Annotated in this window: 18 protein-coding genes; 11 read left to right on the forward strand and 7 right to left on the reverse strand. The window is 51.6% G+C overall.

The annotated features are described in order from the left end of the window. Nucleotides 1-22: 22 nt before the first annotated feature. Both ACFMKP_RS22430 and ACFMKP_RS22435 read left to right on the forward strand, forming a co-directional pair. A complete protein-coding gene (locus tag ACFMKP_RS22430) occupies nucleotides 23-742 on the forward strand; it encodes a twin-arginine translocation signal domain-containing protein (RefSeq protein WP_204755709.1) in 720 nt (239 codons plus the stop codon). Between the two features lie 162 nt (nucleotides 743-904). Then, a complete protein-coding gene (locus tag ACFMKP_RS22435) occupies nucleotides 905-1,921 on the forward strand; it encodes a hypothetical protein (protein WP_382295370.1) in 1,017 nt (338 codons plus the stop codon). Between the two features lie 44 nt (nucleotides 1,922-1,965). Here ACFMKP_RS22435 and ACFMKP_RS22440 read toward each other — a convergent pair whose 3' ends face one another. The 7 genes from ACFMKP_RS22440 to ACFMKP_RS22470 all read right to left on the reverse strand — a co-directional run bounded on the left by ACFMKP_RS22440 (nucleotide 1,966) and on the right by ACFMKP_RS22470 (nucleotide 9,442). Next, nucleotides 1,966-2,430 carry a barstar family protein gene (locus ACFMKP_RS22440; RefSeq protein ID WP_204755707.1) on the reverse strand — a complete coding sequence of 155 codons (465 nt, stop codon included), beginning with the start codon at nucleotides 2,428-2,430 and terminating at the stop codon, nucleotides 1,966-1,968. Then, entirely contained in the window at nucleotides 2,427-3,017 is a 591-nt protein-coding gene (locus ACFMKP_RS22445) for a ribonuclease domain-containing protein (protein WP_382295373.1), read from the reverse strand. The genes ACFMKP_RS22440 and ACFMKP_RS22445 overlap by 4 nt, the downstream gene beginning before the upstream one ends. 70 nt (nucleotides 3,018-3,087) lie before the next feature. Further along, nucleotides 3,088-4,164, reverse strand: coding sequence for a sugar ABC transporter substrate-binding protein (locus ACFMKP_RS22450; RefSeq protein WP_382295375.1), 1,077 nt, complete (start codon nucleotides 4,162-4,164; stop codon nucleotides 3,088-3,090). A 37-nt stretch (nucleotides 4,165-4,201) separates the two neighbouring features. Continuing rightward, nucleotides 4,202-6,025, reverse strand: coding sequence for a M3 family oligoendopeptidase (locus ACFMKP_RS22455; protein WP_382295378.1), 1,824 nt, complete (start codon nucleotides 6,023-6,025; stop codon nucleotides 4,202-4,204). Nucleotides 6,026-6,079: 54 nt separating this feature from the next. Continuing rightward, a complete protein-coding gene (locus ACFMKP_RS22460; protein ID WP_382295381.1) occupies nucleotides 6,080-7,774 on the reverse strand; it encodes a peptide ABC transporter substrate-binding protein in 1,695 nt (564 codons plus the stop codon). A 4-nt stretch (nucleotides 7,775-7,778) separates the two neighbouring features. Beyond that, nucleotides 7,779-8,006 (reverse strand): preprotein translocase subunit SecG, encoded by a 228-nt coding sequence (gene secG / locus ACFMKP_RS22465; protein ID WP_054534693.1) that lies wholly within the window; start codon nucleotides 8,004-8,006, stop codon nucleotides 7,779-7,781. A 368-nt stretch (nucleotides 8,007-8,374) separates the two neighbouring features. Next, entirely contained in the window at nucleotides 8,375-9,442 is a 1,068-nt protein-coding gene (locus tag ACFMKP_RS22470; RefSeq protein ID WP_382295384.1) for a deoxyguanosinetriphosphate triphosphohydrolase, read from the reverse strand. Between the two features lie 227 nt (nucleotides 9,443-9,669). Here ACFMKP_RS22470 and ACFMKP_RS22475 point away from each other — a divergent pair, with 227 nt between their 5' ends. From ACFMKP_RS22475 to ACFMKP_RS22515, 9 genes are all read left to right on the forward strand, one after another. Continuing rightward, nucleotides 9,670-10,467 (forward strand): NYN domain-containing protein, encoded by a 798-nt coding sequence (locus ACFMKP_RS22475; RefSeq protein WP_204755701.1) that lies wholly within the window; start codon nucleotides 9,670-9,672, stop codon nucleotides 10,465-10,467. A 12-nt stretch (nucleotides 10,468-10,479) separates the two neighbouring features. Then, on the forward strand, nucleotides 10,480-11,514 hold the full coding sequence (fni, locus tag ACFMKP_RS22480) for a type 2 isopentenyl-diphosphate Delta-isomerase (RefSeq protein ID WP_382295387.1): 1,035 nt from the start codon (nucleotides 10,480-10,482) through the stop codon (nucleotides 11,512-11,514). Between the two features lie 21 nt (nucleotides 11,515-11,535). Further along, on the forward strand, nucleotides 11,536-12,045 hold the full coding sequence (locus ACFMKP_RS22485; RefSeq protein ID WP_382295390.1) for a GNAT family N-acetyltransferase: 510 nt from the start codon (nucleotides 11,536-11,538) through the stop codon (nucleotides 12,043-12,045). A gap of 141 nt (nucleotides 12,046-12,186) precedes the next feature. Then, on the forward strand, nucleotides 12,187-15,276 hold the full coding sequence (locus ACFMKP_RS22490) for a transglycosylase domain-containing protein (protein ID WP_382295393.1): 3,090 nt from the start codon (nucleotides 12,187-12,189) through the stop codon (nucleotides 15,274-15,276). Between the two features lie 114 nt (nucleotides 15,277-15,390). Further along, a complete protein-coding gene (gene surE, locus ACFMKP_RS22495) occupies nucleotides 15,391-16,158 on the forward strand; it encodes a 5'/3'-nucleotidase SurE (RefSeq protein WP_382295396.1) in 768 nt (255 codons plus the stop codon). After that, nucleotides 16,159-18,750, forward strand: a complete 2,592-nt coding sequence (locus tag ACFMKP_RS22500; RefSeq protein WP_382295399.1) for a hypothetical protein — start codon at nucleotides 16,159-16,161, stop codon at nucleotides 18,748-18,750. It abuts the gene before it with no gap. 13 nt (nucleotides 18,751-18,763) lie between these two features. Then, complete coding sequence (ychF, locus tag ACFMKP_RS22505; RefSeq protein WP_382295402.1) at nucleotides 18,764-19,846, forward strand: redox-regulated ATPase YchF; 1,083 nt, start codon at nucleotides 18,764-18,766, stop codon at nucleotides 19,844-19,846. A gap of 284 nt (nucleotides 19,847-20,130) precedes the next feature. Further along, nucleotides 20,131-21,720, forward strand: coding sequence for a leucine-rich repeat domain-containing protein (locus ACFMKP_RS22510; RefSeq protein WP_382295405.1), 1,590 nt, complete (start codon nucleotides 20,131-20,133; stop codon nucleotides 21,718-21,720). Nucleotides 21,721-21,812: 92 nt separating this feature from the next. Continuing rightward, nucleotides 21,813-23,402, forward strand: a complete 1,590-nt coding sequence (locus ACFMKP_RS22515; RefSeq protein ID WP_382295408.1) for a leucine-rich repeat domain-containing protein — start codon at nucleotides 21,813-21,815, stop codon at nucleotides 23,400-23,402. Nucleotides 23,403-23,688 lie beyond the last annotated feature (286 nt).

Raw genomic sequence — 23,688 nt, forward strand, 5'->3', positions numbered from 1 at the left:
TTTTTGTTAGGAAGGGCAACCTATGAGTATCTCACGTCGCGGATTCTTAAAAGGTGTAGGCGGTGGAGTTGCGGTCGCAAGTTTTGCCTCGATGTTCGGTTTGCATGATGTTTCAGCAGCCGATTACAACGCTCAAAACCATGATGCCAAAGATACTCCACTCACAATCGTTTCGTTGGCCGCTACCGCCGAACGCTTGGCCATCACCTCGTATTACAACACGATCAAGGGCAATCCATTTGGGTTGGCCGACGAAGAATTGTTGTATCTGAAGTATGCGCTGAGTGCAGAATTGCATCACCTTGAAGTTGTGGAAAGTTTCGGTGGCAAGGCGCTTGCTGATAAGTTCTATGTTCCAGCCAAGTTCTTGAGCGATTTCGGGGTCAACACCAACACCTTTATGGCAGCAGAAACCGCCTTTACTGGCGCATATTTGGCAGCTACCCGCCGCTTTGCCGAGCTTGGCGAGCCACGGATTGCCGCTACCACTGCCCAACACGCCGCGACCGAAGCTGAACACTTGGCTTTGACCCGCGAAATTGGTGGCTATTTGCCAAATCCAAACACCCTGCCTGCCCCAATCTTCTACAACGTTTCCGACGCGGTTCCGGTGCTTGGGCCATTCTTGCAAGGCGGCACAGGCTTTATCGGCCCAGTCGATTACCCCGGTGCTGATGCAGTTCGCGCCTTATTGGGCAAAGACATGGCACTCAAAGTTCCTCCATTCACTCAAGTCTTCTAAGCTGTAATAGTTGCCCGTGGTCAAGTAGCTTTGTGCTTTTGATCTGCCGTAAGTTTAGTTTCCAGTTTGGCTGGCTGCTGTTACGGTGGCCAGCTTAACCTGCTTAATCTATATCACATCAAAATAATAAGCCTATATTTGTACGATAGGAAGGTGATTGATATGCCAAAGCGTGTCTTGTTAATTGTGGGGTTGCTGTTGGGGTTAACCCTTTGGCCCAAAGCCACATCGGCTCACGAGGTCTGTTTTCCCGAAGATCAAAGCCCCTATTGTCTGAGCGACCCATTTAGCGATTATTGGGAAGCAAACGGCGGCCTGCCGGTCTTTGGCTATCCAATCACCACGGTCAACCGCGAACAAAACCGCGAAACTGGGAAGGTCTATCGCACCCAATGGATGGAACGCAATCGCTTTGAGTTGCATCCAGAAAATACGGGCACGCCTTACGAAGTGCTGCTTGGCCTCTTGGGCAAAGATCGCTTGAGCCAACTTGGCCGCCAGCCAGATCCCGCTGAAGCTGGGCCAAAAACAGGCTGTTTGTGGTTCAAAGAAACTGGGCATAACGTCTGCGATCAAGGCAGTGGAATTGGCTTCAAAAGCTATTGGCAAGCCAATGGCTTGAAAATTGATGGCCTTGATGCCTACGCCCGTTCGTTGCAATTGTTTGGTTTGCCTCTGACCGAGCCAAAAATGGAGCGTAACAGCAGCGGCGATTTAGTCGAAACCCAATGGTTTGAACGCGCTCGCTTCGAGTGGCATCCCAATAATCCGAATAATTTTAAGGTGTTGTTGGGCTTGTTGGGCAAAGAAGTGCGGGCCACTGCCCCACCAACCGCGCCGCCAACCACCCAGCCACCAACCACCGCCAATTGCACCATGAACGTACCAGCAGTCGCCGAAGGTGCGCAGGCTTGGGTGGTTTATCCTGAGATTGCTAGCAACGAAACCCAAACGGTCTGTGTGCGCTTGACAATCGCTGGCAAGCCCAAGAGCGGCACAACCGCCACGGTCGAAATCGATTTGGCCAGCGGAACTCAATCGCTGATCGCGTTAACCGATAGCTCGGGCGTGGCCACGATTCAGTTCAAGGTTGGCAATCAATCAAGTGGGCGGCGCAATAATGTGCGCGCTAGCTTCAGCAGCGGCCAAACTGCGACGACCAGCTTTGTGATTAAGTAAGCTGAAGGTTGCGAGCGTTGGGATATTCGCCCAACGCTCGTTGCTTATTCGCTCAGATTTGGCTCATTCAGAACCCCAGCTAAGTCGATTAGCTCAGGCTGGCTATACTCCAAGCCGCTAAACCAGATGCTCCAGACCTGACCTTGGCTGCGCCATTGCTCAACACAGCTTTGGGCAATCTCGCAGAAAATTTGCCACGCGCCATGATCGTGACGGCGCAATTGGTCGGCCTCATAAAAAATAATAATCATGCCCGGCGCATCGAACCAACTTAAATCATTTAACGCTTCTTCGAGTGCATCCCAATTGTGGCCAACATAGCTCGGAAACTGCAAAGCTTGGGCGCAGGCATTGAGCAAATCGGGCTTGCTGCTAATTTCGCGCCCATCAAGCTCGATAAGTTGCAGATTCAGCTGTTGCACGCCCATCAATAAGCGAGCAATGTGCGCTGCTTGCACTCGATACAAGCCAGATTGAGCTGGATCGCGGGCCAAATTCAGTAATTTCATTGGCGCACCCTCCGAAAACTTGCATAATGATCATCGGTGTAATACAACTCGCCATTATCTCCAGCAACAATCCGGCGTGCCCCGCGATCGGCTGAGCCAGGCGTTTCGACCGTGTATTCGCGATAGTAGCCACGCGGCTTGCTGGGCAAAATTTGCTCGCGATTACTGAAAATTGCGCCATCTTTGCTATAGGGAAACGGCCCATCTTGCTCGATTAATTCAATCGTTTCTTGGGCTTGGATTGGCAAATCGCCAAACGCCACATAGCGCAAGCCCGCCGAATCGCGCTCGGGCATGCGGGTTGCTTGGGCGGTTGGCCGTGGTGTGGGCTTGCTGGGCACAGCGGTTTGACGAGGCCGCGTGGTTGGCTTAATTGTTGGCGTGGCAGTTTGGCGCGGTCGCGCTGTCGCTTGTTGGCGTTGCGGCGTGCTCGATGGCAAGCCACGCGAACTGCTTTCGAGGGTTGCGGCGTTGGTTGGGTTGGCGCTTGGTTGATTTGAGCTAGGCTGATTATTGAACCAAATCAAGCCAATTAAGATAATCAGGCCAAGGCCAAATTCCAAACCGCGACGTAACTTGGTTGACATAGCTATTTCCTCGCAAAAACACCCGACCGCACAGGCAGATCGGGTGTTGTGGTGTGATGTTGATTTGCGCTTAGGGCTTGATTCCTGCTGCTTCACAAGCGGGAACTAATTTGACTGGACAAAGTTGTTGCGGCGACCAAAAATTATCGCTGATAATCGTATCGTTGATGGTGGCTTTGGTCACAACGACTGGGTTGAGCAAAATTGCCGGAACATCAAGAATGCCATTGGCCACTGTGCGATTGTTGACCAAGTTGGTTGGAATCGGCTGGCCAACCAACAGCGCATGGGCAATTTTGGCGGCGGCCTCTGCTTGAGGCCGAATTGCCTTATAAATTGTCATGTGCTGCTCGCCAGTGATGATGCGTTGCACGGCGGTTAATTCTGCATCTTGGCCGGTTATTAATGGCATTGGCTCAAGTTTAGCAGCTTGCACAGCGACTAAAGCGCCGCCTGCCGTACCATCGTTGGCAGCATAAATCCCATCAATCTGATCGCCAGCTGCCAACATGCGTTCGACATATTGCTGGGCTTCTGCTGGCTGCCAATCGGGCGTATCAAACTCGCCAACAATCGTTAATTTACCTGCTGCCACCAATGGATCAAAGACCTTTTTGGCTCCCAGCTTATATTCGCTGGCGTTGTTATCGTTGAGCGCGCCGTGTAGCAGCAGAATTTTGGGATTCGTAATGCCACGGCTGGTCAAGCCAGCAACCAGGCTTTCGGCCTGCAATTCGCCGATTTTCTGGTTATCAAACGAAATGTAGGCCGTCACGCCAGGCGAATTCAGAATCAGCCGATCATAGGCTACAACCGGAATCGATTGCTCGGCTGCATGATCGGCAATCGTGCGCGAATCGACCGAATCGACCGGATCGAGCACCAAAACCCGTGCCCCAGCCTTAATTGCCTGTTCTGCTTGCTGTTGTTGCAGCATCGGATCATTTTGGGCGTTGTAATACAACACCTGACAATCATCACACAGCAACTTCATCTCGCGCTCGAACCATGGTCGATCCACGGTTTCGTAGCGCTTGGTGGTTTGCTCCGGCAACAACAGCGCAATAATTTTGGCCTTGGGAGCTTGTGCCCCACCACATCCAACCAGCACGACCATGAGCACCAATAGCACAAACCTGCGTCGCATAGCTAAAACTCCTTGTGCATTGGCGGACGTGGCTTCGTTAGTTGGCGGGAGCATCCAATAATTGCTCGCTTAGCTCAACGAAGCGGTCGATGTCGGCCTTGACCGTAGCCAAGCTTGCCCGCCAAAAATCTGGTGTCCGAATGTCAATTCCAAAGCGTTCGGCCAAGGTTGCGGCATCGGCCTTGCCCGAAGCAGCCAATAAATCATCGTATTTGGCGCGGAACTCGTCGGGTGTTGCCACATATTGGGCGTACAAGCCCAAGCCAAACAACAAGCCAAACATATAGGGATAGTTGTAAAACGAGCGTTCAGCGCTGTAGTAATGGCCTTTGACCGCCCACATATACTGATGATAATACTGTTCGTCGAGACCATCGCCATAGGTTTCAGCTTGAGCTTTGAGCATCAAATCGTTAATTTCTTGCACGCTTAGCTCGCGAGCTTGGCGGGCTTCGAACAGGCTTTGCTCAAAGATAAAGCGGCTGCTAATGTCGACGACCAACTGACAGCTATTTTGCAGCGATGATTCGATAATTGCCAACTGGGTGGCAGGGTCGGCTTTGGCCAAGGCAGCGTTGCGCACGATCGTTTCGCAAAAGATGCTGGCGGTTTCGGCCAAAGTCATGGGAATTTGGCGTTGCAATGGCGTGGCTGCGGCTAAGTTAAGATTATGATAGCCGTGACCCAACTCATGTGCAAGGGTGCGCATTCCGGCAAACGATGGCTTATAGTTGCTCAGGATGCGTGATTCATCGCCAACCAAACGCATACAAAACGCCCCGTCACGTTTGCCAGCCCGTGGCTCAGCATCGATCCAGTTTTCATCGAAGGCGCGGGCGGCGTAATCGCGCAAGCGTTGCGAATAGCTGCCGAAGTGCTCCAAAATAAAGGCTTCGGATTCGGCGTATTCCCAAGTGCTTACATCGTTGCCAATGGGTGCAAACAGATCGAACCATGGCAAGCGGTCGCCGCTACCGAGCAAGCGCGCTTTGGCCTGCAAGTAGCGCCGGAAATCTGGAAAAGTTTCGCGGGCGGCGGTCAGCATCGCATCAAGGGTTTGGCGATCAATGTTGTTATCAGCCAGCGCTTCATCCAAGGCTGTGGCCCAACCACGATGGCCTGCCAAGGTATTGACTTGGCCTTTGATGCTGTTAATTGCGCCCGCCAACGGCGTTTCGACCTGCTTCCAGCCAGCCAATTCTGCTTCGTAGGCACTTTTGCGCACCTCGCGATTGGGATCAAACGCCAAGTTGCGCACCATGCTCATGGGCATGTGCTTGGTTTCGCCATCGATTTCGACTGGCACATTGAGCTGCGAACTGACGACCGTGTGCAATTTACTCCAAGCGTTTGCGCCGCTCAAATTGAGTTCTGCGGCCAAAACTTCTTCTGCTGGCGACATCAAGTGGGTTGCTTCTTGCTTGGCTTTTTGCAAAGCATAAGCGTGATCGGCGGCCAGCGGCGATTGGGCAATTAATTGCTCAACATCCAAGCCACCAATCCAAGCCACCCAGCGAATTCCCAATTGTTGGAGTTGCATGCCCAATTGTTGCATTTCGCTAAACCGCGCTTGAGCTACAGTATTGCGAGTGTCGGTGGCGACAAAGCCCATGATGTAGCTAAATGTCGTTGCTACCGCCTCATGCGCTTGGTTGAGCGCATTGGTTACGGTTGCAAAGGTCGCGATGGTCGTTGAATCGAGCACTTGGTTTTCGCTACGCTGAATCGCATTTTGGTCAAACAAGCTTTTGAGTTCAGCAACTTGATGCTTGAGTTTTTCAAAGCCCTCGGCAAATTCAGGCGATTCGAGGCTGGGGTAGACAACTGAAAGATCCCAGTGTGGTAAGGTTTGGGTGGTCATGTGATAGATCCTTTCTCATCAACAACCCTAAAAAAAGCCGCAACGCCCAGCTGATTAGCGTGGGCGTTCGTTTTGTGGTTCATTGCGGAAGTTGGGCAACACTTGACGGGTAGTTACTTGATACCAATTGGCAATCCGGCGGAAGCGGTCGCTGTAGCGATAGAGCACTTCGGCCTGCTGATTGACTGGCGCAAGGCCCAGCACCTCAATTGATGGTGCGACTTGCTGCTCCAACAATGGCTGATAGAGCATCACCGAAGGCGCAAGGGCTAGCCATTTGGCCTGAAACTCGGCGTATAATTCGCGGCGCGTCTCTTGGTTGGTGGTTTGGCGTGCTCGCACCAATAAATCGTCAATTGCTGGATCTTCGAGTCCAGCAAAGTTGGCGGCATTGACCTGCGACGAATGCCATAATTCATAGACATCGGGGTCGCTGCCCAAATTCGACCAACCATGAATTGCCAAATCGAAGGTATGTTGGCTGAGCGTATCTTGTAGATTGCTGCTTGGCACCAATTGCAGGCTGGTTGAAACCCCAACCGTTGCCAATTGAGCCTGAATTCGCTCGGCAATGGCGCTCCGTTCATGGCTATTGGCGCTGACCAGTTCAAAGCTCAACAATTGGCCAGCTTTGCGCCGCCAGCCTTGCTCATCGCGTTGCCAGCCTGCTTGATCGAGCAAGCCATTGGCGCGGCTTTGTTCTGCATCGTCGATATAGCCAGTCAGCTCATCGGCCACGGCCCACGATGAGGGCAAAATTGGCGAAGTCAACGGCAAGGCCCGATTTTGCAGCACGTCGGCAATCAAGCTATTGGGGTCAACTGCATAATCGATGGCTTGGCGCACGCGCAAATCATCAAGCGGCGGACGACGCAAATTAATCGTTAGCACCACATAATCGGCCAAGGGTGCGCGAACGCGCCGATAGCCGACTGGCAGCGGCAATTCGCCTTGCTCAGTCACATCGTAGGCAAAGGCATCGACAGCATCGCGGCGTAACGCCTCGTGGGCTGCTTCCATGGTTGGGTACAGCCGAAACTCCAGCCGCTCCAAATTAGGGCGACTATTGGGAATATTGGGCCGATAATCGGCATTTGCCAATAATTCGATTAAATTGCCATCGCGTTGGCCAAAGCGAAAACTGCCAGTGCCAATTGGTTGCTGGTTCCAAGCTTGCCATTGTTCGGGCGTGGCGTTGCGCAACAGATGCGACGGCAACATCGGCACAGTGAGTTGATTGAGGAATGGCGCGAAGGCTACGGGCAAATTAAAGCGCACCGTTTGCGGGTTAAGCGCTGTAACCGCAATATTTTGCCAGGCCAACTTGAGGCTGGGATCGCCATTAAATTGCGGGCTTTTGATCCAGTCGATCGTCCAGATCACATCATTGGCCGAAAAAGGCGTAGCATCGTGCCAACGAACATCATTGCGCAAGGTCATCGTATAGACCAAGTTGTTGCTGCTGACCTGCCAATTTTCTGCAAGATCAGGCACAACCACACCGGTGGCCTCAACGCGGGTCAAGCCCTCGAACAACAAGCCACTCAGGTCGGCCTCGGCACGGGTTTGAGCGCTACCGCGCAAGGGGTTGAGATCGTTGATCTCGCCAACCAAAGCCTCACGATAGACCCCGCCAACGCCTGCCTCGCCGCCTGCTGTTGTTGCTAGCGCTAAGTGCGCCAACAACAACAAAATCAGACTAGCACAAACCAAGGTGGCTCCAATTTGCCAGCGAATACGTCGAACCATACGCTTAGACTGTTAATAAGAAGGGATGCAACAGCGCCAAGAGAATCAATACGCTGGCGATCACAATCGTTACGCTAAACAGGGTTTTTTCAACGCCGCGCCGAGTACGATAGGCGGCTGAGGTGTTGCGGCCACCCAACACACTGGCGCTATTGCCTTTGGCTTGTAAAAGCACCAAAGTAATCAAGGCAATGCCCAAAACAACTTCTGCCGAAAACAAATACGTTTGCACCTGGTAAACCTCCACAGTTGGCTGTGTCTAGTCAAGTATCAATAGATCGCTATTATAAACCAAGAATATAGAACGAGGGATCAGGGGTCAGGGATCAGTTTTATTTAACCACGAAGAGCACGAAGCGCACGAAGGACGAGGCGATAGGCTATAGGCTTTTGGATTGACAACCAAGCGCATGATGCCCTCACCCCAACCCCTCTCCCGTGCCACGGGCGAGGGGCTTTAACCGTGTGGTTATACAGCAATGCGCAGTAAAAAATAGTCGGCTCCCCTCGCCTGCGTTCAGTGGGAGAGGGGCTGGGGTGAGGGCATGATCCTCCTTGCCGAAAGCCTATAGCCTAACTTCTGGCCCCTGGCCCCTCGTTCTACATATCCCACGTTTTGGGAATAAACAGATCGTTGAATTTTTTGAGCGCATAGCGGTCGGTCATGCCAGCAATATAATCGATTACGGCGCGTTCGACTGGCTCGCCACGTTGTTGACCAATTGCCAGCAGATCGCTGGGCAGCGACTCTGGGTGCTGACAATAATATTCATACAAGGTGTTGATAACATAATCGACTTTGCCATCTTCGGTTTTGGCCGGGCCACGCAGGTAGACATTGGCATACATATATTCACGCACGCCGTTGGTGGCCTCTAAAATTTGCGGGCTCATGCTGATGGTTAAATCGCTGGGTGCTGGTTGCTCGCCGCGTGCCCACCAATTATGGTCGATCATATCGCAGACCATGGTATTGATGCGCTCGGCGTGGGTTGTGCCAAGCATGGCAACATAGGCGCTGGGCAAATCTCCCAGCTGCAAAATACCAGCGCGCATTGCATCATCAATATCATGGTTAATGTAGGCCACGCTATCAGCCAATTTAATAATTTGGCCTTCGAGGGTTGAGGCCGTGCCCCAGGTTGCGGTGGTAATATCTTTGCGCGATTTGGAGTGTGAATAAATGCCCTCGCGCACTTGCTGCGTCAAATTCAGCCCCTCGCCATGTTTCTCCAATAGCTCAACCACGCGCACGCTTTGCTCATTATGGCGAAATCTGCGGCCAATTGCTTTGGCTAAGGCGGCCTCGCCTGCATGCCCAAACGGCGTGTGGCCCAAATCGTGACCCAAACCAATGGCCTCGATCAAATCTTCGTTGAGCAACAAGGCTCGGCCAATCGTGCGCGCAATTTGGGTTACTTCAAGTGTGTGGGTTAAACGCGTGCGATAGTGATCGCCGATTGGCGCAATAAAGACTTGGGTTTTATGCTTGAGCCGCCGAAACGCCTTAGAATGCAAAATTCGGTCGCGGTCGCGCTGAAACTCAGTGCGCACTGGCGAGGCTGGCTCAGGCTGATCGCGTTTGGCGTTCGCGCTATAGGCCGCCAATGGCGATAAACTTCCCATTTCGGCTGCTTCAAACAATTGCCGTACAGATTGATGCTGCATATCCTGCTCCTTGACGTACAATTAACCGCAAACAACCAAATAGACCGCCCAGCAAGCCAATTATTTGTTATGATGTATATCCTATAGCATTGTGACAAGCACTAGCACATGGCATTTCTAGGTTGAATTTGCCCTCTCCGCGTTCTCCGAGCGCAGCAGTGAAAACTAAAAACGCTGATCGCCCGTAGGCTACGGGGATCATACAAACAACCAAACTGAGGCTGTGTATGCCCTATTTAATTGATGGCCATAACTTAATTGGCCAACTGGCGACAATTCGCCTAAATGACCCTGATGACGAAGCAAAATTAGTACAATTGTTGCAACGCTTTGCAATTACGCGCAAAGTCAGCGTTTCGGTGGTCTTTGACCGTGGCCAATATACCCAGCGCACGCTTGGCGGCGGTGGCGTAACTGTGCGCTTTGCCCGCTCGCCAAGCGATGCAGACGAGATGATCAAATCGCAACTTGTGCGTTTATCTCGCGCCAGCGAATGGGTGTTGGTTTCATCAGACCGCGCGATTACCTATGTGGCCGATGCAGTTGGCGCACGGGTGATCAACGCCCGCGATTTTGCCGCTCTGCTCGAATCGATGGGTGCTGCTGATCCGAATGCGCCGACGCACCAAGAGATGCATGCCCATGTGCGTCAAGATCAGTTGCCAGAATGGCTGGATTTTTTTGGCTTTGATAAAGAGAGTGCTGAGAGCAAGGTTGACCTGACGCGCAAGCCTAAGCCAAACCACCCAAGCCAGCAGCGCACAGGAACCCAAGCCAAACGGCGTTCGCCCCAGGCTGCTAAACCAATTGTTGTGCCACAACCGCCTGAGCGTTGGCAACTGCCGCCGCGCCGCAAAGACCAGCCCGACCCAATTCCGCGTGATGCTGATGGGCGGCCACGGCTCTCGCGGGGTGGCAAAAACCCGCAGGCAAGTACCGGCGAACGGCTACACAAACCACCGCCGCCAGTGCATCCCGATGAGATCGATGAATGGCTTGAATTTTTTGGGGCTGATGACGAATAACGAGGCTGGATCATGACAGAAACTGCAACCGAAGGCCGCAAAATTGATCATGTGAAGATTGTGATTAACGAAGATGTTAATGCCAAAGGTATCACAACTGGCTTTGGCAGCTATCATTTTGAGCATGATGCCCTGCCAGAATTGGATATGCACTGCATTGATTTGCGCACTACATTTTTGGGCAAAAAGCTCAATGCGCCATTTCTAATTAGCTCAATGACTGGTGGCGCTGCACCAACCGAGGAAATTAATTTACAATTGGCTGAAGCCGCCCAAGCCTTGGGTGTGGCGATGGGCGTTGGCTCGCAACGCGCGGCCATCTTCGACCCAAACGTGGCTTCGTCGTATCAAGTGCGGCGGGTCGCGCCCGATATTGCCTTATTCGCCAATTTGGGTGCGGTGCAACTCAACTATGGCTATGGCATCGAGCAATGCCAGCGCGCAGTGGATATGATTGAGGCCGATGCGCTGATTTTGCATTTTAATGCCTTGCAAGAGGCTGTACAGCCAGAAGGCGATACCAATTTTGCTGGCTTATTGGCGAAAATCGAGGCCCTTTGTCGGGCCTTGCCAGTGCCAGTAATTGCCAAAGAAGTTGGCAATGGCATTGGCGGCAAAGCAGCCAAGCGCTTGGTCGAGGCTGGCGTGCAGGCAATCGATGTTGCTGGCGCTGGCGGCACCAGTTGGAGCGAAGTCGAACGCTTTCGCCAGCCGAGCAAAACTGGTCAAGATACCGCTGGCACGTTTGCTGGTTGGGGCATTCCCACCACCGAGGCGATTAAACAGGTGCGTGCAGCCTTGCCAACAATTGGTATTATTGGCTCTGGTGGCGTGCGCAGCGGGCTGGATATTGCCAAAGCAATTGCGCTTGGCGCTGATTTGGGCGCATCGGCTGCGCCAAATTTATTGGCCCAAAACCAGGGCGGCAGCGATGCAGTCCATGCCGCAATTTCGGCAATTATTGATCAATTGCGCATCAGTATGTTTTGTACTGGGGCAGCAGATTTGGCCGCCTTGCGCCAAACACCCTTATATCGTGTTAGCTAAGTTTTTCGAGAAAGTAGTTTCATGAGTAAAAGCTTGGATATTATCATTCGGGCCTTGGAGCCAGATGATTACCTTGATCTTGCGACCATATTTAGCGGGCCAAACGTGCTTGATGGATCATTGCACGTGCCATTTCCGGCTCAGGATGTTTGGCGGCGGCGGGTTGAAAATCCCGATACCGAAACGCCACGCTTGGTTGCTACCATCGATGCCATGGTTGTAGGCGTGATTAGCCTTGAAATTGGCGAGGGTCGTCGCCGCCATGCAGGCGATTTGGAGCTGGCGGTGCGCGACGATTACCAAGGCCGTGGGATTGGCGCAGCCTTGATGGCAGCAATTATCGATTTGGCCGAAAATTGGCTTGGCTTAAGTCGGCTCGAAATTGTGGTCTTTACCGACAATACGCCAGCAATTACGCTCTACAAGCGCTTTGATTTTGCGGTCGAAGGCACTTTGCGCAACTACGCCTATCGCGGCGGCAAGCTGGTCGATGCCTATACCATGGCTCGTTTAGCGCCTGCGCTTGCCTGATGTTCAACTGATGGAGAGCTGAAAAAGCATCAATTTTTGCAACTTCCTAACTTGAGCATGGTAGAATATCCGAGGCGGCGCGAGCCGCCTTGTTATATATCCGGCGACCACACACCGAATCCAAAGGGGTATGTGTCTACTATGCGTCAAACATCTCGAAATGTAATCTCACGGCGACAACGCCGCACAACGCGTTTTATTCCCTCGCGCCTTGGCAATAAGGGCGCGCAGCGCTCGATGGGCCGCCGCATCGGCATTGCTTTTATGAGCTTGCTGGCAGTTGGGCTGGTATTTATGGCTGTTGGTGGGGTGGCGATGGCCGTTACCTACAATGGCATTGCCGCCAACTTGAAGCCACGGCTTGATCAAATCCATACCTACACCGCCTTTCAAGCCTCGAAAATTTATGATCGCAATGGCACGTTGCTCTATGAATTTGTCGGTGAAGGTCGGCGGACACCGGTTAATCTCGATGAAGTTTCTAAGCATTTGATTAATGCAACGGTCGCTGCCGAAGATGCTTCGTTCTTTGAAAACTCTGGCGTGAATTATTTCAGTATTGCGCGGGCAACCTTTGCCAACATCACCCAACAAAGCGTGGGTGCTGGTGGTGCTTCAACGATTACCCAACAGGTTGTGCGCTTAATTGTGCTCACGCCTGAGGAACGCCAAGATCCCAACGTCTATAGCCGTAAGGTTAAAGAAATTATCTTGGCCCAAGAGCTGAACACGGTTTATAGCAAAAACGAAATTCTCGAACTCTACCTCAACGAAATTCCCTATGGCAACTTGTCGTATGGCGTTCAGGCTGCGGCCCAAAACTATTTCGGCATTGATGCCAAAGACCTCGATATAGCCCAAGCGTCGTTGCTTGGCGGGATTCCCCAGCTGCCAACGACCTATGATCCAATGCCTTGGCTCGATGATAAATTGGTGCTTAAAGGCCTCAAATTGCCCAAGGATGTTTGGCTTGACCCAATGTACGATCTTGCCAACGATGTTAAAGGCGAGATTGTGCCACCCAAAGGTCGTCAGATCGAAGTGCTGCGCCAAATGGTGCGCAACAATTATGTGACCGAGCGCGAAGCACGGGCGGCGGTGGCGACCGATTTACAGTTTGATAAGCCTGAAGTCAGTTTGTTAGCACCGCACTTTGTGTTCTATGTCAAAGATTATTTGCAACAACGCTATGGCGCTGAGGTGGTTTCAAATGGTGGTCTGAGCATCACCACAACCCTCGATTTGCAAACCCAAGATTTGGCCCAAACCATCGCCTACACGCGGATTCAAGAACTCAACGCTGCTGAACGTAACATTCACAATGCGGCAGTTGTGGTTATGCAGCCCAACACTGGTCAAATTCTGGCGATGGTTGGCTCGATTGGCTATGATCTTTCTGAGACGACGACAACGCCAGGTGAAGAAGGCAACGTGCTTGATGGCAAGGTGAACGTCACCACTGCTTTGCGCCAGCCAGGCTCGGCCTTGAAACCATTCACCTATCTTTCGGGCATGGAGCAATATGTTGCCACCAAGGGCGAACGCGGCATCACGCCTGCCAGCGTCTTGTGGGATGTGCCAACGATTTTCAATCCACGTGGGGTCAAATACGAACCACAAAACTTTGATAATCAATTCCATGGCCCGTTGCGTGCACGCACCGCAGTTGCCAACTCGCTGAATATTCCAGCGGTCAAGGGTCTTAAGGCGGCAGGTATTCCCGAAACCTTGAACTTACTGCATCGCTTAGGGATTTCGCCCAACGTGTTGGCCAACGATCCCGGCTATTATGGTTTGGCGCTGACCCTTGGTGGTGGCGAAGTTACGCCATTGGATTTGGCGACGGCCTATAATACGGTTGCTAGTGGTGGCCGTTATTTTGCGCCAACCCCAATTCTTAAAATTACCGATGCGCGCGGCAAAACCTTGGAAGAATTCAAGCCAACCCCGCTCGCCAATCCCGAGAGTGATGCCGTCAGCGATACCAGCAAATGCGTGATTCCTGATGGCGAAGATTATCGCTTAGGTGCGCGTTTGCCGAATGGAACCCAATGTGTTGATGGTCGCTTAAACCATATCATCACCAACATGATTAGCGACAACGAAGCACGCCGCCCAATTTTCGGCACCAACAGCATCTTGAAACTTTCGTTGCCAGCAGCGGTCAAAACCGGTACGACCAACGACTTCCGCGATGCCTGGGCTTCAGGCTTTACACCATTTGTCACGGTCACGGTCTGGACGGGCAATAACAACAACGAACAAACCGCCCAAGTGGAAAGTACCCAAGGTGGGGGCGTGATTTGGGCGCGCACGATGGAAGCAATTTTTGCCAATGACGCAATTATGAATCGCTTGGCTGGCTTCTATGGCGGCATCGATAGTATGCCCCAAAGCTTTGCAAAATCGTATCCTGGCGTGTATCGCGAGGAAATTTGCGAAATCCCAGGCGCATTCGGCGGGCGCACCGACGAGCTGTTTATCGATGGCTTAGATTCTGGTGGGCGCTGCGACCTCTACGAGAAAATCTCGGTGGTTAGGCTCACCACAACTGATGCTGAAGGCAAACAAACATCAACTTATTGCCGCCCAGTCGCTGGCGCTGAGTATCCCGAAGGTGCGATCTCATCGATTTATGTCTGGAAGTTGCCAGAAAGCAACGACGACGAACGGATCGATCTGAGCAAATGGAAGGGCTATACCAGCGATCGCGGCGATAATGGCGAAGATTCGCCGGTGGCGGTTGATCCAGATAAGTTGCCAAGCTGCGATGCGGTTGCGCCAACGCCAACGCCAGGCACGCCAACCCCCGACCCACTGACCCCGACCGCACCAATTTTGGGGCCGGGCCAAGTGCAAATGCCAAATTTGGTTGGCTATGGCGAAAACCAAGCCCGCCAGATGTTGATGAACTTGGGCTTTACCCCCGATAAGATTGTGGTCGATTATCAAGGCCGCGATCGGCTTGGCCCTGTTTTTGATCAATTTCCAGCCTATGCGGTGGTCAGTAGTTTGCCAGGGGTTGGCTCGGCGGTGGATCTGAATACCGTAATTATTTTAGGTATTCGCTCGCCGGATACCAGCCAGCCAACCGCACCGCCAGCGCAACCAACCACGCCGCCAGTTATAGAGCCAACCGCACCGCCAGTTGTAGTACCAACTACGCCACCCGTCGTTGAGCCATCGCCGATACCGGAACAACCACAACCAACTCCGGTGGTAACGCCCTAAATGAAGCAACGGAGCGCTTGTTGGCAACGACAAGCGCTTGGCGTTTGGCATGTCGTGGCATAATGCCCTATAATGCCCGCGAATGAGCAGGCTCTGGTGGCCTGAGGAGCGATCATGAACATTTTGCTTTCCAATGATGATGGTGTGCATAGCCCTGGCTTGTTGGCCTTGAAAGGTCAACTTGAGCAGATTGGCCGTGTCACTGTTGTTGCGCCTGAGCGCAATTGGAGCGCAGGCAGCCATAGTCGCACCTTATTTGCCCCACTGCGCGTCAACGAAGTGCAGCTTGCAGATGGCAGCTCAGCCCTCGCTTGCGATGGTTCGCCCGCCGATTGTGTTGGCCTTGCTTTGCTTGGTGTGCTCGATCATCGGCCTGATTTGGTGGTTTCGGGCATTAACCTTGGAGCCAATCTTGGCCACGATGTGCTCTACTCCGGCACGGTTGCCGCCGCCATGGAAGGCCTCGTGGTTGGCATTCGCTCGATTGCAATTTCGCTGGTTGATGGCTACAAGCCGGACAGCGATTTTAGTGTGGCTGCCACTTGGGCACGGCGAATTGCCGCCAGCGCCATGGAATTGCAATTGCCCAGCGATATTTTGTTGAATGTCAATGTGCCGCAAGGCGCAGCCGAAATCGTCAACGATGCCAAAGTTACCCGCTTGGGCCATCGGATTTACCGCGACGAGTTGATCAAGCGGCTTGATCCGCGCGGTCGACCCTATTATTGGGTTGGCGGGGCCGCGCCTGAAGGCAAGCCCGATGATGGCACCGATTTTGGCGCAGTGGCCAACAACCATGTCTCGATTACGCCGCTGCATTTCGATATGACCAACCTTGATTGGGTGCAACGATTAAGTACTGCGATATGGAATAACGCTTAAATGTCACGTTATAAATTACAAACCTATCAATTTGGCATTGTCAATGGTTTGCGCCAAGATGTGAGCGATCGCATTAATAGTGCGATGCCAAATAATTTGTTCGCACCTGAGGCTCGCAAAGGCCATTTGTTTGTATTAACCGATGCAGTTAATGAAGGTGCGCGCGGTAAAGAAGCGTGTGATCTTGTTACCCAAACCGTAATCAAAACATTTTATGCCGATACTTCATTTAGTATTACCTCTGGCTTGCGTAATGCCCTAAAAGCTGCCAATACTGCCCTGTATGAATTTAATTTCAAGGCTGCACACCACCAAAAAACTGCGGTTGGTTGTACATGTGCGGTTTTGCGCAACAACGATTTATATATTGCCCAAGTGCAGCCAACCCAAGCCTATGTTGCCCATCGCGGCCAATTACGCGCTTTGCCAACCAATCCTTCGTGGCAGGGCAACGTCAGTAGCTCAACAATTATGCCGCCCAACGCGCTTGGCACGAGTTTGTTCAGCGAGCCAGAAATGTTTCGCAACGTGGTCGAAGCTGGTGATATGTTGGTGCTCTGTTCAAGCCGCTTGGCGCGGGTGCTTGGTCGTGCCGATGCCGAGCGCATGTTTTGTCTTTCCGAGGCTTCTGCTTCGCTGGAAGAATTGTACGCAATCGCACGGCGCAATAGCTTGAATGAAGCCCACGTTGCCCTAATCGATATGCTGCCGTTTGTTGACCCAAATAGCGAATTGCTCTCTGCTGAGGGTTTGGCCGAACGCGGCAAGGCCGCTGCCAGCGTGGTTGGCGAATGGATTAGCGATGTCACGGCCAATGCTGCCTTGATGGTGCGCCGCGAAAAAGATGATGAAAACGATGATCCTAGCTCGGCCATTGATGAACTGCCACCAATGCCAGCAGAGCTTGAGGAAGTCGATCCACGCGATATGGGCTGGCTCAACGAGCGCCCGCGCTATCGCCCACGTAGCTTGCGTGATGCTGAGCAATGGTTGCCCAGCGCCTATTTGGGCGAAACCAGCATGGTCGCGGCAATTCAGGCCGCCAGCAGCGCGCCAAGCATCGATTTGACCGACATGGAGCCGTTGCCGGTCGATTTTGCCGCCGTGCCTGTGCCGCAGCGCGATCCGGTGGTGCCATTGACTGGCTGGCAGAAATTCACTGCGCCATTTCGCTATTTGCTGGCAGCAATCGTGACCTATATTGCCAATTTTGGCCGCAACAGCCGCCCGATGGCTCCGCCATTGCCGCGCTTTGCCCAAGCTCGCGGTGGCGATTTATCGTATCGGCGTTCGCGACGGCGCAACATTCCATGGACATTAATCGCCTTGCTGATTGTGTTGGTTGGCGGTGGTTGGTTCTATGTGCAAGATCGGCGCACCCAAAACACCGAAGCTGCCTACCAAGATAGCTTGAATGTAGCCAATGCCAAATTTGAAACGGCGGTTAAAGCCACCGACGATCGCGCAGCCTTGGAAGAATTGGGCGAATTAGACACCCATCTCGAAACCTTGGCCAGCGATCAGGGCTATATGAGCAATCCAACCCGCAAGGCCGATTATCTGGCGTTGCGCAAAAAATCCGATAACCTGCGGGCCAGCATTGATCGCACCTCGTTTTTGACTGACCTCAAATTGGTAACGACGATGCCAACCAGCGACACGATTGGCAAGCTGATTGTCACGCCAAACACTGGCAAAAACGACTTGTATTTTATTGGCACTGAGAATGGCGCGCTTTATAGCTACACCGAAGGTAGCAGCGGCCAGCCCGTCAGCATGCTCAAAGATGGCGACGAAATTGCAGGCTTGCCAGCAGCGCCAATTCGCAGCGTGATGTTGCGCGAAGGCGAGCTAGCGGCCATCGATGCACCGCCCAATCTCAATGCCCAATCAAATATCTATTTCTATTTGCGCGACACCAAAACCTGGGTTTCGCGCACCATCCAAGGCAGCGAACTTTGGACGCGCCAGCCATTTCCTGATATTGAGACCTACGGCGGCGGCTTGTATGTCTACGATTTGGGGCGCACCGATAGCGCAACTGCTGGCGAAATTCTGCGCTATCGCTCAGGCGAGTTCGCCAACTTGCCCGAAAATTGGATCACCGAAGCAACTGGCGATTTCAACACCAAAGCGGTCGTCGATATTGCGATTGACGGGCGGATCTATATGCTTCAGCCTGATGGCACGGTTGGCATTTTCGAGGGCGGCTCGTTGATCGATACTGTAAGCGTGCCAGCGCTTGATCCGCCATTGCGGGCGCGGCGCTTGTTCGTCGAGCAAGAAGTTAGCGCCGAAACCTTCCGCGACAACCAAGGCCATTTTTTCATCGTCGATGCAGTCAATCAACGGGTGATCGAAGTCAATCGCCAAGGCGAGATTATTCAACAGCTGAAAGTGCCGAGCACCAGCACCATCAAACTCGAATTGCTCAACGACGTGGCAGTGGTTGGCAGCGGCTCCAGCAAAATGCTGTATCTTGCCAATAGCAACCGAATTTATTCGATGGTCTTGCCATCGCCACCGCCACCACGTGAAAGCTTGGGCGGCACAACCACGACACCAACGGTTCAAATTACACCAACACCATAAATAAAGGGGTTTCATGAAAATCGGGATTATTGGTTTGCCCAACAGCGGCAAAACCACGGTATTTAATGCGCTAACCCGCAATACCGCTGAAACGAACGCCTATTCATCAGGCCAGATCGAGCCAAATATCGCCATGGTCAAAGTGCCCGACGAGCGGCTTGATGCTTTGGCCAAAATGTACAAGCCCAAAAAGCTCACCCCAGCCGATGTCCAATATATCGACGTGGCGGGGATGAGCGGCAATGCCCATGAAAGCGGCGGCTTGAATCCACAGTTTCTCAATTACATCAGCCAAGTCGATGCCTTACTGCATGTCGTGCGTGCTTTTGAGGATGATGGCGTGCCCCATGCCCAAGATACCGTTAATGCTGCCCGCGACTTAGCCTCAGTCGACATGGAATTGATGTTCTCGGACATGGCGATTATCGAGCGCCGTTTGAGCCGCTTGCGTGGCGAAGTGACCAAAATGGTTGGCAAAGACCGCGAAACGCGCATGGTCGAACTGAGCGCCCTTGAGCGCTTGTATACCGGCCTCGAACAAGATGTGCCGATTCGCGCCCAAGAATTGAGCGAAGAAGAAGCCAAAGTATTGCGTGGCTTCCAATTTCTCAGCGGCAAGCCAATGTTGGTTGTTGTCAATATCGACGAAAAGCAACTCAAAACGCCGCCAGTGCTGGAATACGACAAGCCAAAGACCGCAATTGTGACTTTGGCAGGCAAAGTTGAAGCCGAATTGGCTCAGCTTGAAGATGAAGATGCCCAAATGTTTATGGACGATTTAGGCATTACCGAGCCAGCCCGCGACCGCGTGATCAAGGCCTCGTATACGATGATGGGCTTGATTAGCTTCTTGACCGCAGGCGACGATGAAGTGCGTGCTTGGACGATTCGCCAAGGCATTGGGGCTGCTGAAGCCGCTGGCACAATTCACTCCGACTTACAGCGTGGCTTTATTCGTGCCGAAATCGTGGCCTTCGACGATTTGATGAAGGCTGGCGATATGGCGACCGCCAAAAAAGCTGGCACCGTGCGGCTTGAAGGCAAAACCTACGTTGTCAAAGATGGCGATATTGCCCACTTCTTGTTCAACGTGTAGGAGCACCCGCTAAAATTTGCGCTTTCAAGGGTTGGTTCGCTCCACCCTTACGTCCCGCCAGCGGGAAACGCAGGGGGCTTTAATCCCCCTGCACCCCCTCAAAGGCAATCAGGGTCTCGCATGCAATGATTGATGAAGCATAAAATCTGTGGCTTGCAACCGAAACCGACCCTTAGAAGTATGCAAAAGCTGGGGTGAGGAAGCGCAACCAACCACTAATCGATCAGAATTAAACCGCCACTTCTTGCAGCAAAGCAGTGGCGGTTTGATTTAAGGAGCAGAAGATGAACGAGCAACTGTGTCGTGCGCGGATTGCCCACAATGCCCAAACCCGTAAGCCAACCCTCGATCTTTCGTATCTCAATCTCACCAGCTTACCAGAAACAATTGGCGAGTTAACTCACCTCGAAGTATTGGATTTGTCGAGGAATCCTTTGCAAGAACTGCCAGATGAACTTGCCAAGCTAACCAACTTGCGCAGTTTAGATCTTAGTTTTTTCAACCTCGATACGATTCCCGATTGGCTTGACCAGTTAACGGGCCTTGAAGCATTGGATATTCGGGCGAACCCAACCACGGGTATTCCCGCTGTTTTAACGCGCTTACCACATTTACAGAAACTTAATCTCTATCTCGATGGTTTTGAAGCATTGCCACGCGAATTGCTCAACCTACCGACGTTGCACATGCTCGATATTGATGGATTAGAAAAACTGACAACATTTCCGGCTTGGTTAAGTGAGTTACCAATTAAACATTTGGTTTATTATCCAAGAGGTATCGCCAATGAGCATGTAATTGGTACAATGACCACGCTCGAAGCACTTGATTTATGGCATAACCACGATGAGTTAACAGCTTTTCCTGAATGGCTTAGACAGATGCATCATTTACGCTGGCTCTGTTTTAGTGCCAACGCTGTTGTGCCAACATGGCTCATGGAATTATCCCAACTGACCTATTTGGAAAGTTATAGCGATTTTGGCAAGCTTAGCCAAATCTGGCATGCATGGGAATCGCTTGAACAGCTCAAGTGTCGGAATGTGGGCGATACGGCTTTTCCGCCAAACCTCAAAACCTTAGACCTCGGGATTAATCAAGCGACATTTCCTGAATCAATACGGACATTGCGCTACCTTGAAGAACTTCATATCGAAGGTGAAGGCTTTCGCGCGTTGCCTGGCTGGGTTTTAGAATTGCCCAACTTGCACACGTTGGATATTCGTAACACACAAATTGATCATGTGCATTCGCCAGATAAGCCCAACAATAGCTTGCGTAAGCTATGGATGAATAGTTACTCTTGTAGTTATAATCACACTTGGGATGGGCTACGCAGCCTACACATGCTCGAAGAATTATGGCTGAGTAATCATACACTTGGACAACTGCCAGCATGGTTGCACGAGTTGCAGCAGCTGCGCGAGCTTTCGATTGATAGTTGTAGATTGACCAATCTTGACCCAAGGTTGGGCCAACTCCAGCAACTTGAGGAACTGTATCTTCATGGTAATGATATTCCCATAGCGAGCTTGGAACGCATTTTGCCAACGCTCACTAAACTCAAACATCTATCATTTGGATTATCAAGTGATGAGCCATTTCCTGCCAGTATTCGCGAACTGTCGCAACTGCGGAGTTTGTATCTCAGAATCGGGCCAAACCATGTAATTCCTGAATGGCTGAATCAATTGACCAAGCTCGAAAGCATAATGCTTGGCTACAACATTCAGCCTACTCAACTACGATGGATCGAAGGTTGGCTTGAATTGCCGAAATTACGCCAGATCGATATTCATATCGAGCCAGAATTGTTTGATCCTGAATTATTGCAACGCTTTACGCAACGTGGCGTGGAAGTTGATTTGGGCTAAATTGTATTCTCTCGCCGCCTAGCAGGCAGGAGGCAATGATCTCTTACGCATTGGTTGGATGAGAAAGAATTGCTTAGTTTAAGGAGTAGAAGATGAACGAGCAATTGTGTCGGGCGCGGATTGCCCACAACGCCCAGACCCGTGAACCAAACCTCGATCTTTCGTCTCTCAAAATTACTATGCTACCAGAAACAATTGGCGAATTAACCCATCTTGAACACTTGGACCTATCAAGGAATCGTTTGCAGCAACTGCCAGCTGAACTTGCCAAACTAACGAAGTTGCGCAGATTGGATCTTAGCTATAACGATGAAATTGAAGTATTAGAGCCATGGATTGGACAGTTATCAAATCTCGAAGAACTGCATCTCCGTGAATTATCAGTCAGCGAACTGCCTGAAAGTATGGCACTGCTGCACCAATTGCACACGCTTGACATGAGTTATACCAATCTGAATGAACTTCCCCGTTGGTTAGATGAGCTGCCAACATTACAAACGCTCAATATTAGTGGCTTAAATATAGGCGAGATACCTGCGTGGTTTGCGAGCCTTCAGCTCAAACAATTACTCTATGATCTAAAAGGTATTCCTAATGAGCATTTGATTGGCTCCATGAGCACGCTTCAAGAGCTTGATCTAATGTATGATCATCGTAATCCTACGACTTTGCCTGAATGGCTGAGGCAGATGCATCATTTGCGCCGACTCTGTTTTAGTGGCAACATCGTTGTACCGCTGTGGCTCATGGAATTGTCTCAACTGACCTATTTGGAAAGCTATAGCGATTTTCAAGAAATTGGCCACGTTTGGCACAACTGGCAATCACTTGAACACCTCAAGTGTTATGAGCTTGCCACAACGACCTTGCCACCAAACCTCAAAACCTTAGAAACAACCATCAGTGGCTCAGCAATTCCTGAATCAATTCGCCAATTGCATCAACTTGAAGAGCTATGGTTATCTGGTGAAGAGCTTAGCGAATTGCCTGGCTGGGTTTTAGAATTGCCGAAATTGCATAGCTTGGATATTGCCAATACGGGGATTGATCACATCTTACCGCCAGCCCAGCCTAATAGTAGCCTACGCAAACTTATGATGGATAGTCGAGATTGTAGTGGCAATCACAGCTTGGATGGGCTACGCAGCCTGTCTAGGTTGGAAGAATTACACCTGACTAATCATTCCATCGGCAAGCTACCAGCATGGCTGCACGAATTGCAGCATTTGCGCCAGCTTTCGATTGAAGGTTGCAACTTGACCGATCTTGACCTACGTTTGGGACAGCTGCACCAGCTTGAAACACTCCGTGCTAAAGGTAACTATATTCCAATCGCACGTTTAGACCAATTATTGTCACAGTTAAGCCAGCTAAAGCATCTATCACTCAACCTAACGGGTACTGACGAATTACCCAAGAGCATTTGCCAGCTGGATCAATTGTGTAGTTTATCGATTCACATGTGGCGAAATCATGAGTTACCTGAATGGATTAATCAATTAGAAAAGCTTGAAATCCTACAAATATCAGGATCAGAGCTTGATAATCCATTGGCCTTGGAATCATGGCTGGCGCTACCCAAACTTAAGCTTTTACGCCTAAATTTTTATCCTACCTATCCAATTGATCCTGAGTTGCTGCAACGCTTTATCCAACATGGCGTGAAAGTTGCTCTGCGCTAAATCGCATTCTCTCGTCGCCAACCCCCTCGCCCACAAAAACGAGGGACGAGTGGAACCGCGAAGAACGCGAAGAGCGCGAAGTTTTGATCCACAAAGAGCACGAAGAGCACGAAGGACAGTAATTGGAAGTAACAGCAGCACAACAACAATCCACAGCCCAAATATTAGGGGTGCAGGGGATGAAAACCCTGCGTCTCCCTCCTTGAGGCGTTTAAGGGCGGACAGGTTGGGGAATGGGTAGTAATTAAGTGTTAGGGGATAGCCGTCCCGAGCCGGCCACCCCGCG

Source organism: Herpetosiphon sp. NSE202, assembly GCF_042688385.1.
Taxonomy (GTDB): domain Bacteria; phylum Chloroflexota; class Chloroflexia; order Chloroflexales; family Herpetosiphonaceae; genus Herpetosiphon.

Excerpts from the sequence above, each read along its gene's own strand:
- ACFMKP_RS22450 (WP_382295375.1), bottom strand. The coding sequence starts at position 4,164 with ATGCGACGCAGGTTTGTGCTATTGGTGCTCATGGTCGTGCTGGTTGGA.
- ACFMKP_RS22445 (WP_382295373.1), bottom strand. The coding sequence starts at position 3,017 with ATGTCAACCAAGTTACGTCGCGGTTTGGAATTTGGCCTTGGCCTGATT.
- ACFMKP_RS22515 (WP_382295408.1), top strand. The coding sequence starts at position 21,813 with ATGAACGAGCAATTGTGTCGGGCGCGGATTGCCCACAACGCCCAGACC.
- ACFMKP_RS22485 (WP_382295390.1), top strand. The coding sequence starts at position 11,536 with ATGAGTAAAAGCTTGGATATTATCATTCGGGCCTTGGAGCCAGATGAT.
- ACFMKP_RS22510 (WP_382295405.1), top strand. The coding sequence starts at position 20,131 with ATGAACGAGCAACTGTGTCGTGCGCGGATTGCCCACAATGCCCAAACC.
- ACFMKP_RS22470 (WP_382295384.1), bottom strand. The coding sequence starts at position 9,442 with ATGCAGCATCAATCTGTACGGCAATTGTTTGAAGCAGCCGAAATGGGA.
- ACFMKP_RS22455 (WP_382295378.1), bottom strand. The coding sequence starts at position 6,025 with ATGACCACCCAAACCTTACCACACTGGGATCTTTCAGTTGTCTACCCC.
- ACFMKP_RS22490 (WP_382295393.1), top strand. The coding sequence starts at position 12,187 with ATGCGTCAAACATCTCGAAATGTAATCTCACGGCGACAACGCCGCACA.
- ACFMKP_RS22475 (WP_204755701.1), top strand. The coding sequence starts at position 9,670 with ATGCCCTATTTAATTGATGGCCATAACTTAATTGGCCAACTGGCGACA.
- ACFMKP_RS22435 (WP_382295370.1), top strand. The coding sequence starts at position 905 with ATGCCAAAGCGTGTCTTGTTAATTGTGGGGTTGCTGTTGGGGTTAACC.
- ACFMKP_RS22500 (WP_382295399.1), top strand. The coding sequence starts at position 16,159 with ATGTCACGTTATAAATTACAAACCTATCAATTTGGCATTGTCAATGGT.
- ACFMKP_RS22440 (WP_204755707.1), bottom strand. The coding sequence starts at position 2,430 with ATGAAATTACTGAATTTGGCCCGCGATCCAGCTCAATCTGGCTTGTAT.
- ACFMKP_RS22430 (WP_204755709.1), top strand. The coding sequence starts at position 23 with ATGAGTATCTCACGTCGCGGATTCTTAAAAGGTGTAGGCGGTGGAGTT.
- ACFMKP_RS22460 (WP_382295381.1), bottom strand. The coding sequence starts at position 7,774 with ATGGTTCGACGTATTCGCTGGCAAATTGGAGCCACCTTGGTTTGTGCT.
- ychF (WP_382295402.1), top strand. The coding sequence starts at position 18,764 with ATGAAAATCGGGATTATTGGTTTGCCCAACAGCGGCAAAACCACGGTA.
- fni (WP_382295387.1), top strand. The coding sequence starts at position 10,480 with ATGACAGAAACTGCAACCGAAGGCCGCAAAATTGATCATGTGAAGATT.
- surE (WP_382295396.1), top strand. The coding sequence starts at position 15,391 with ATGAACATTTTGCTTTCCAATGATGATGGTGTGCATAGCCCTGGCTTG.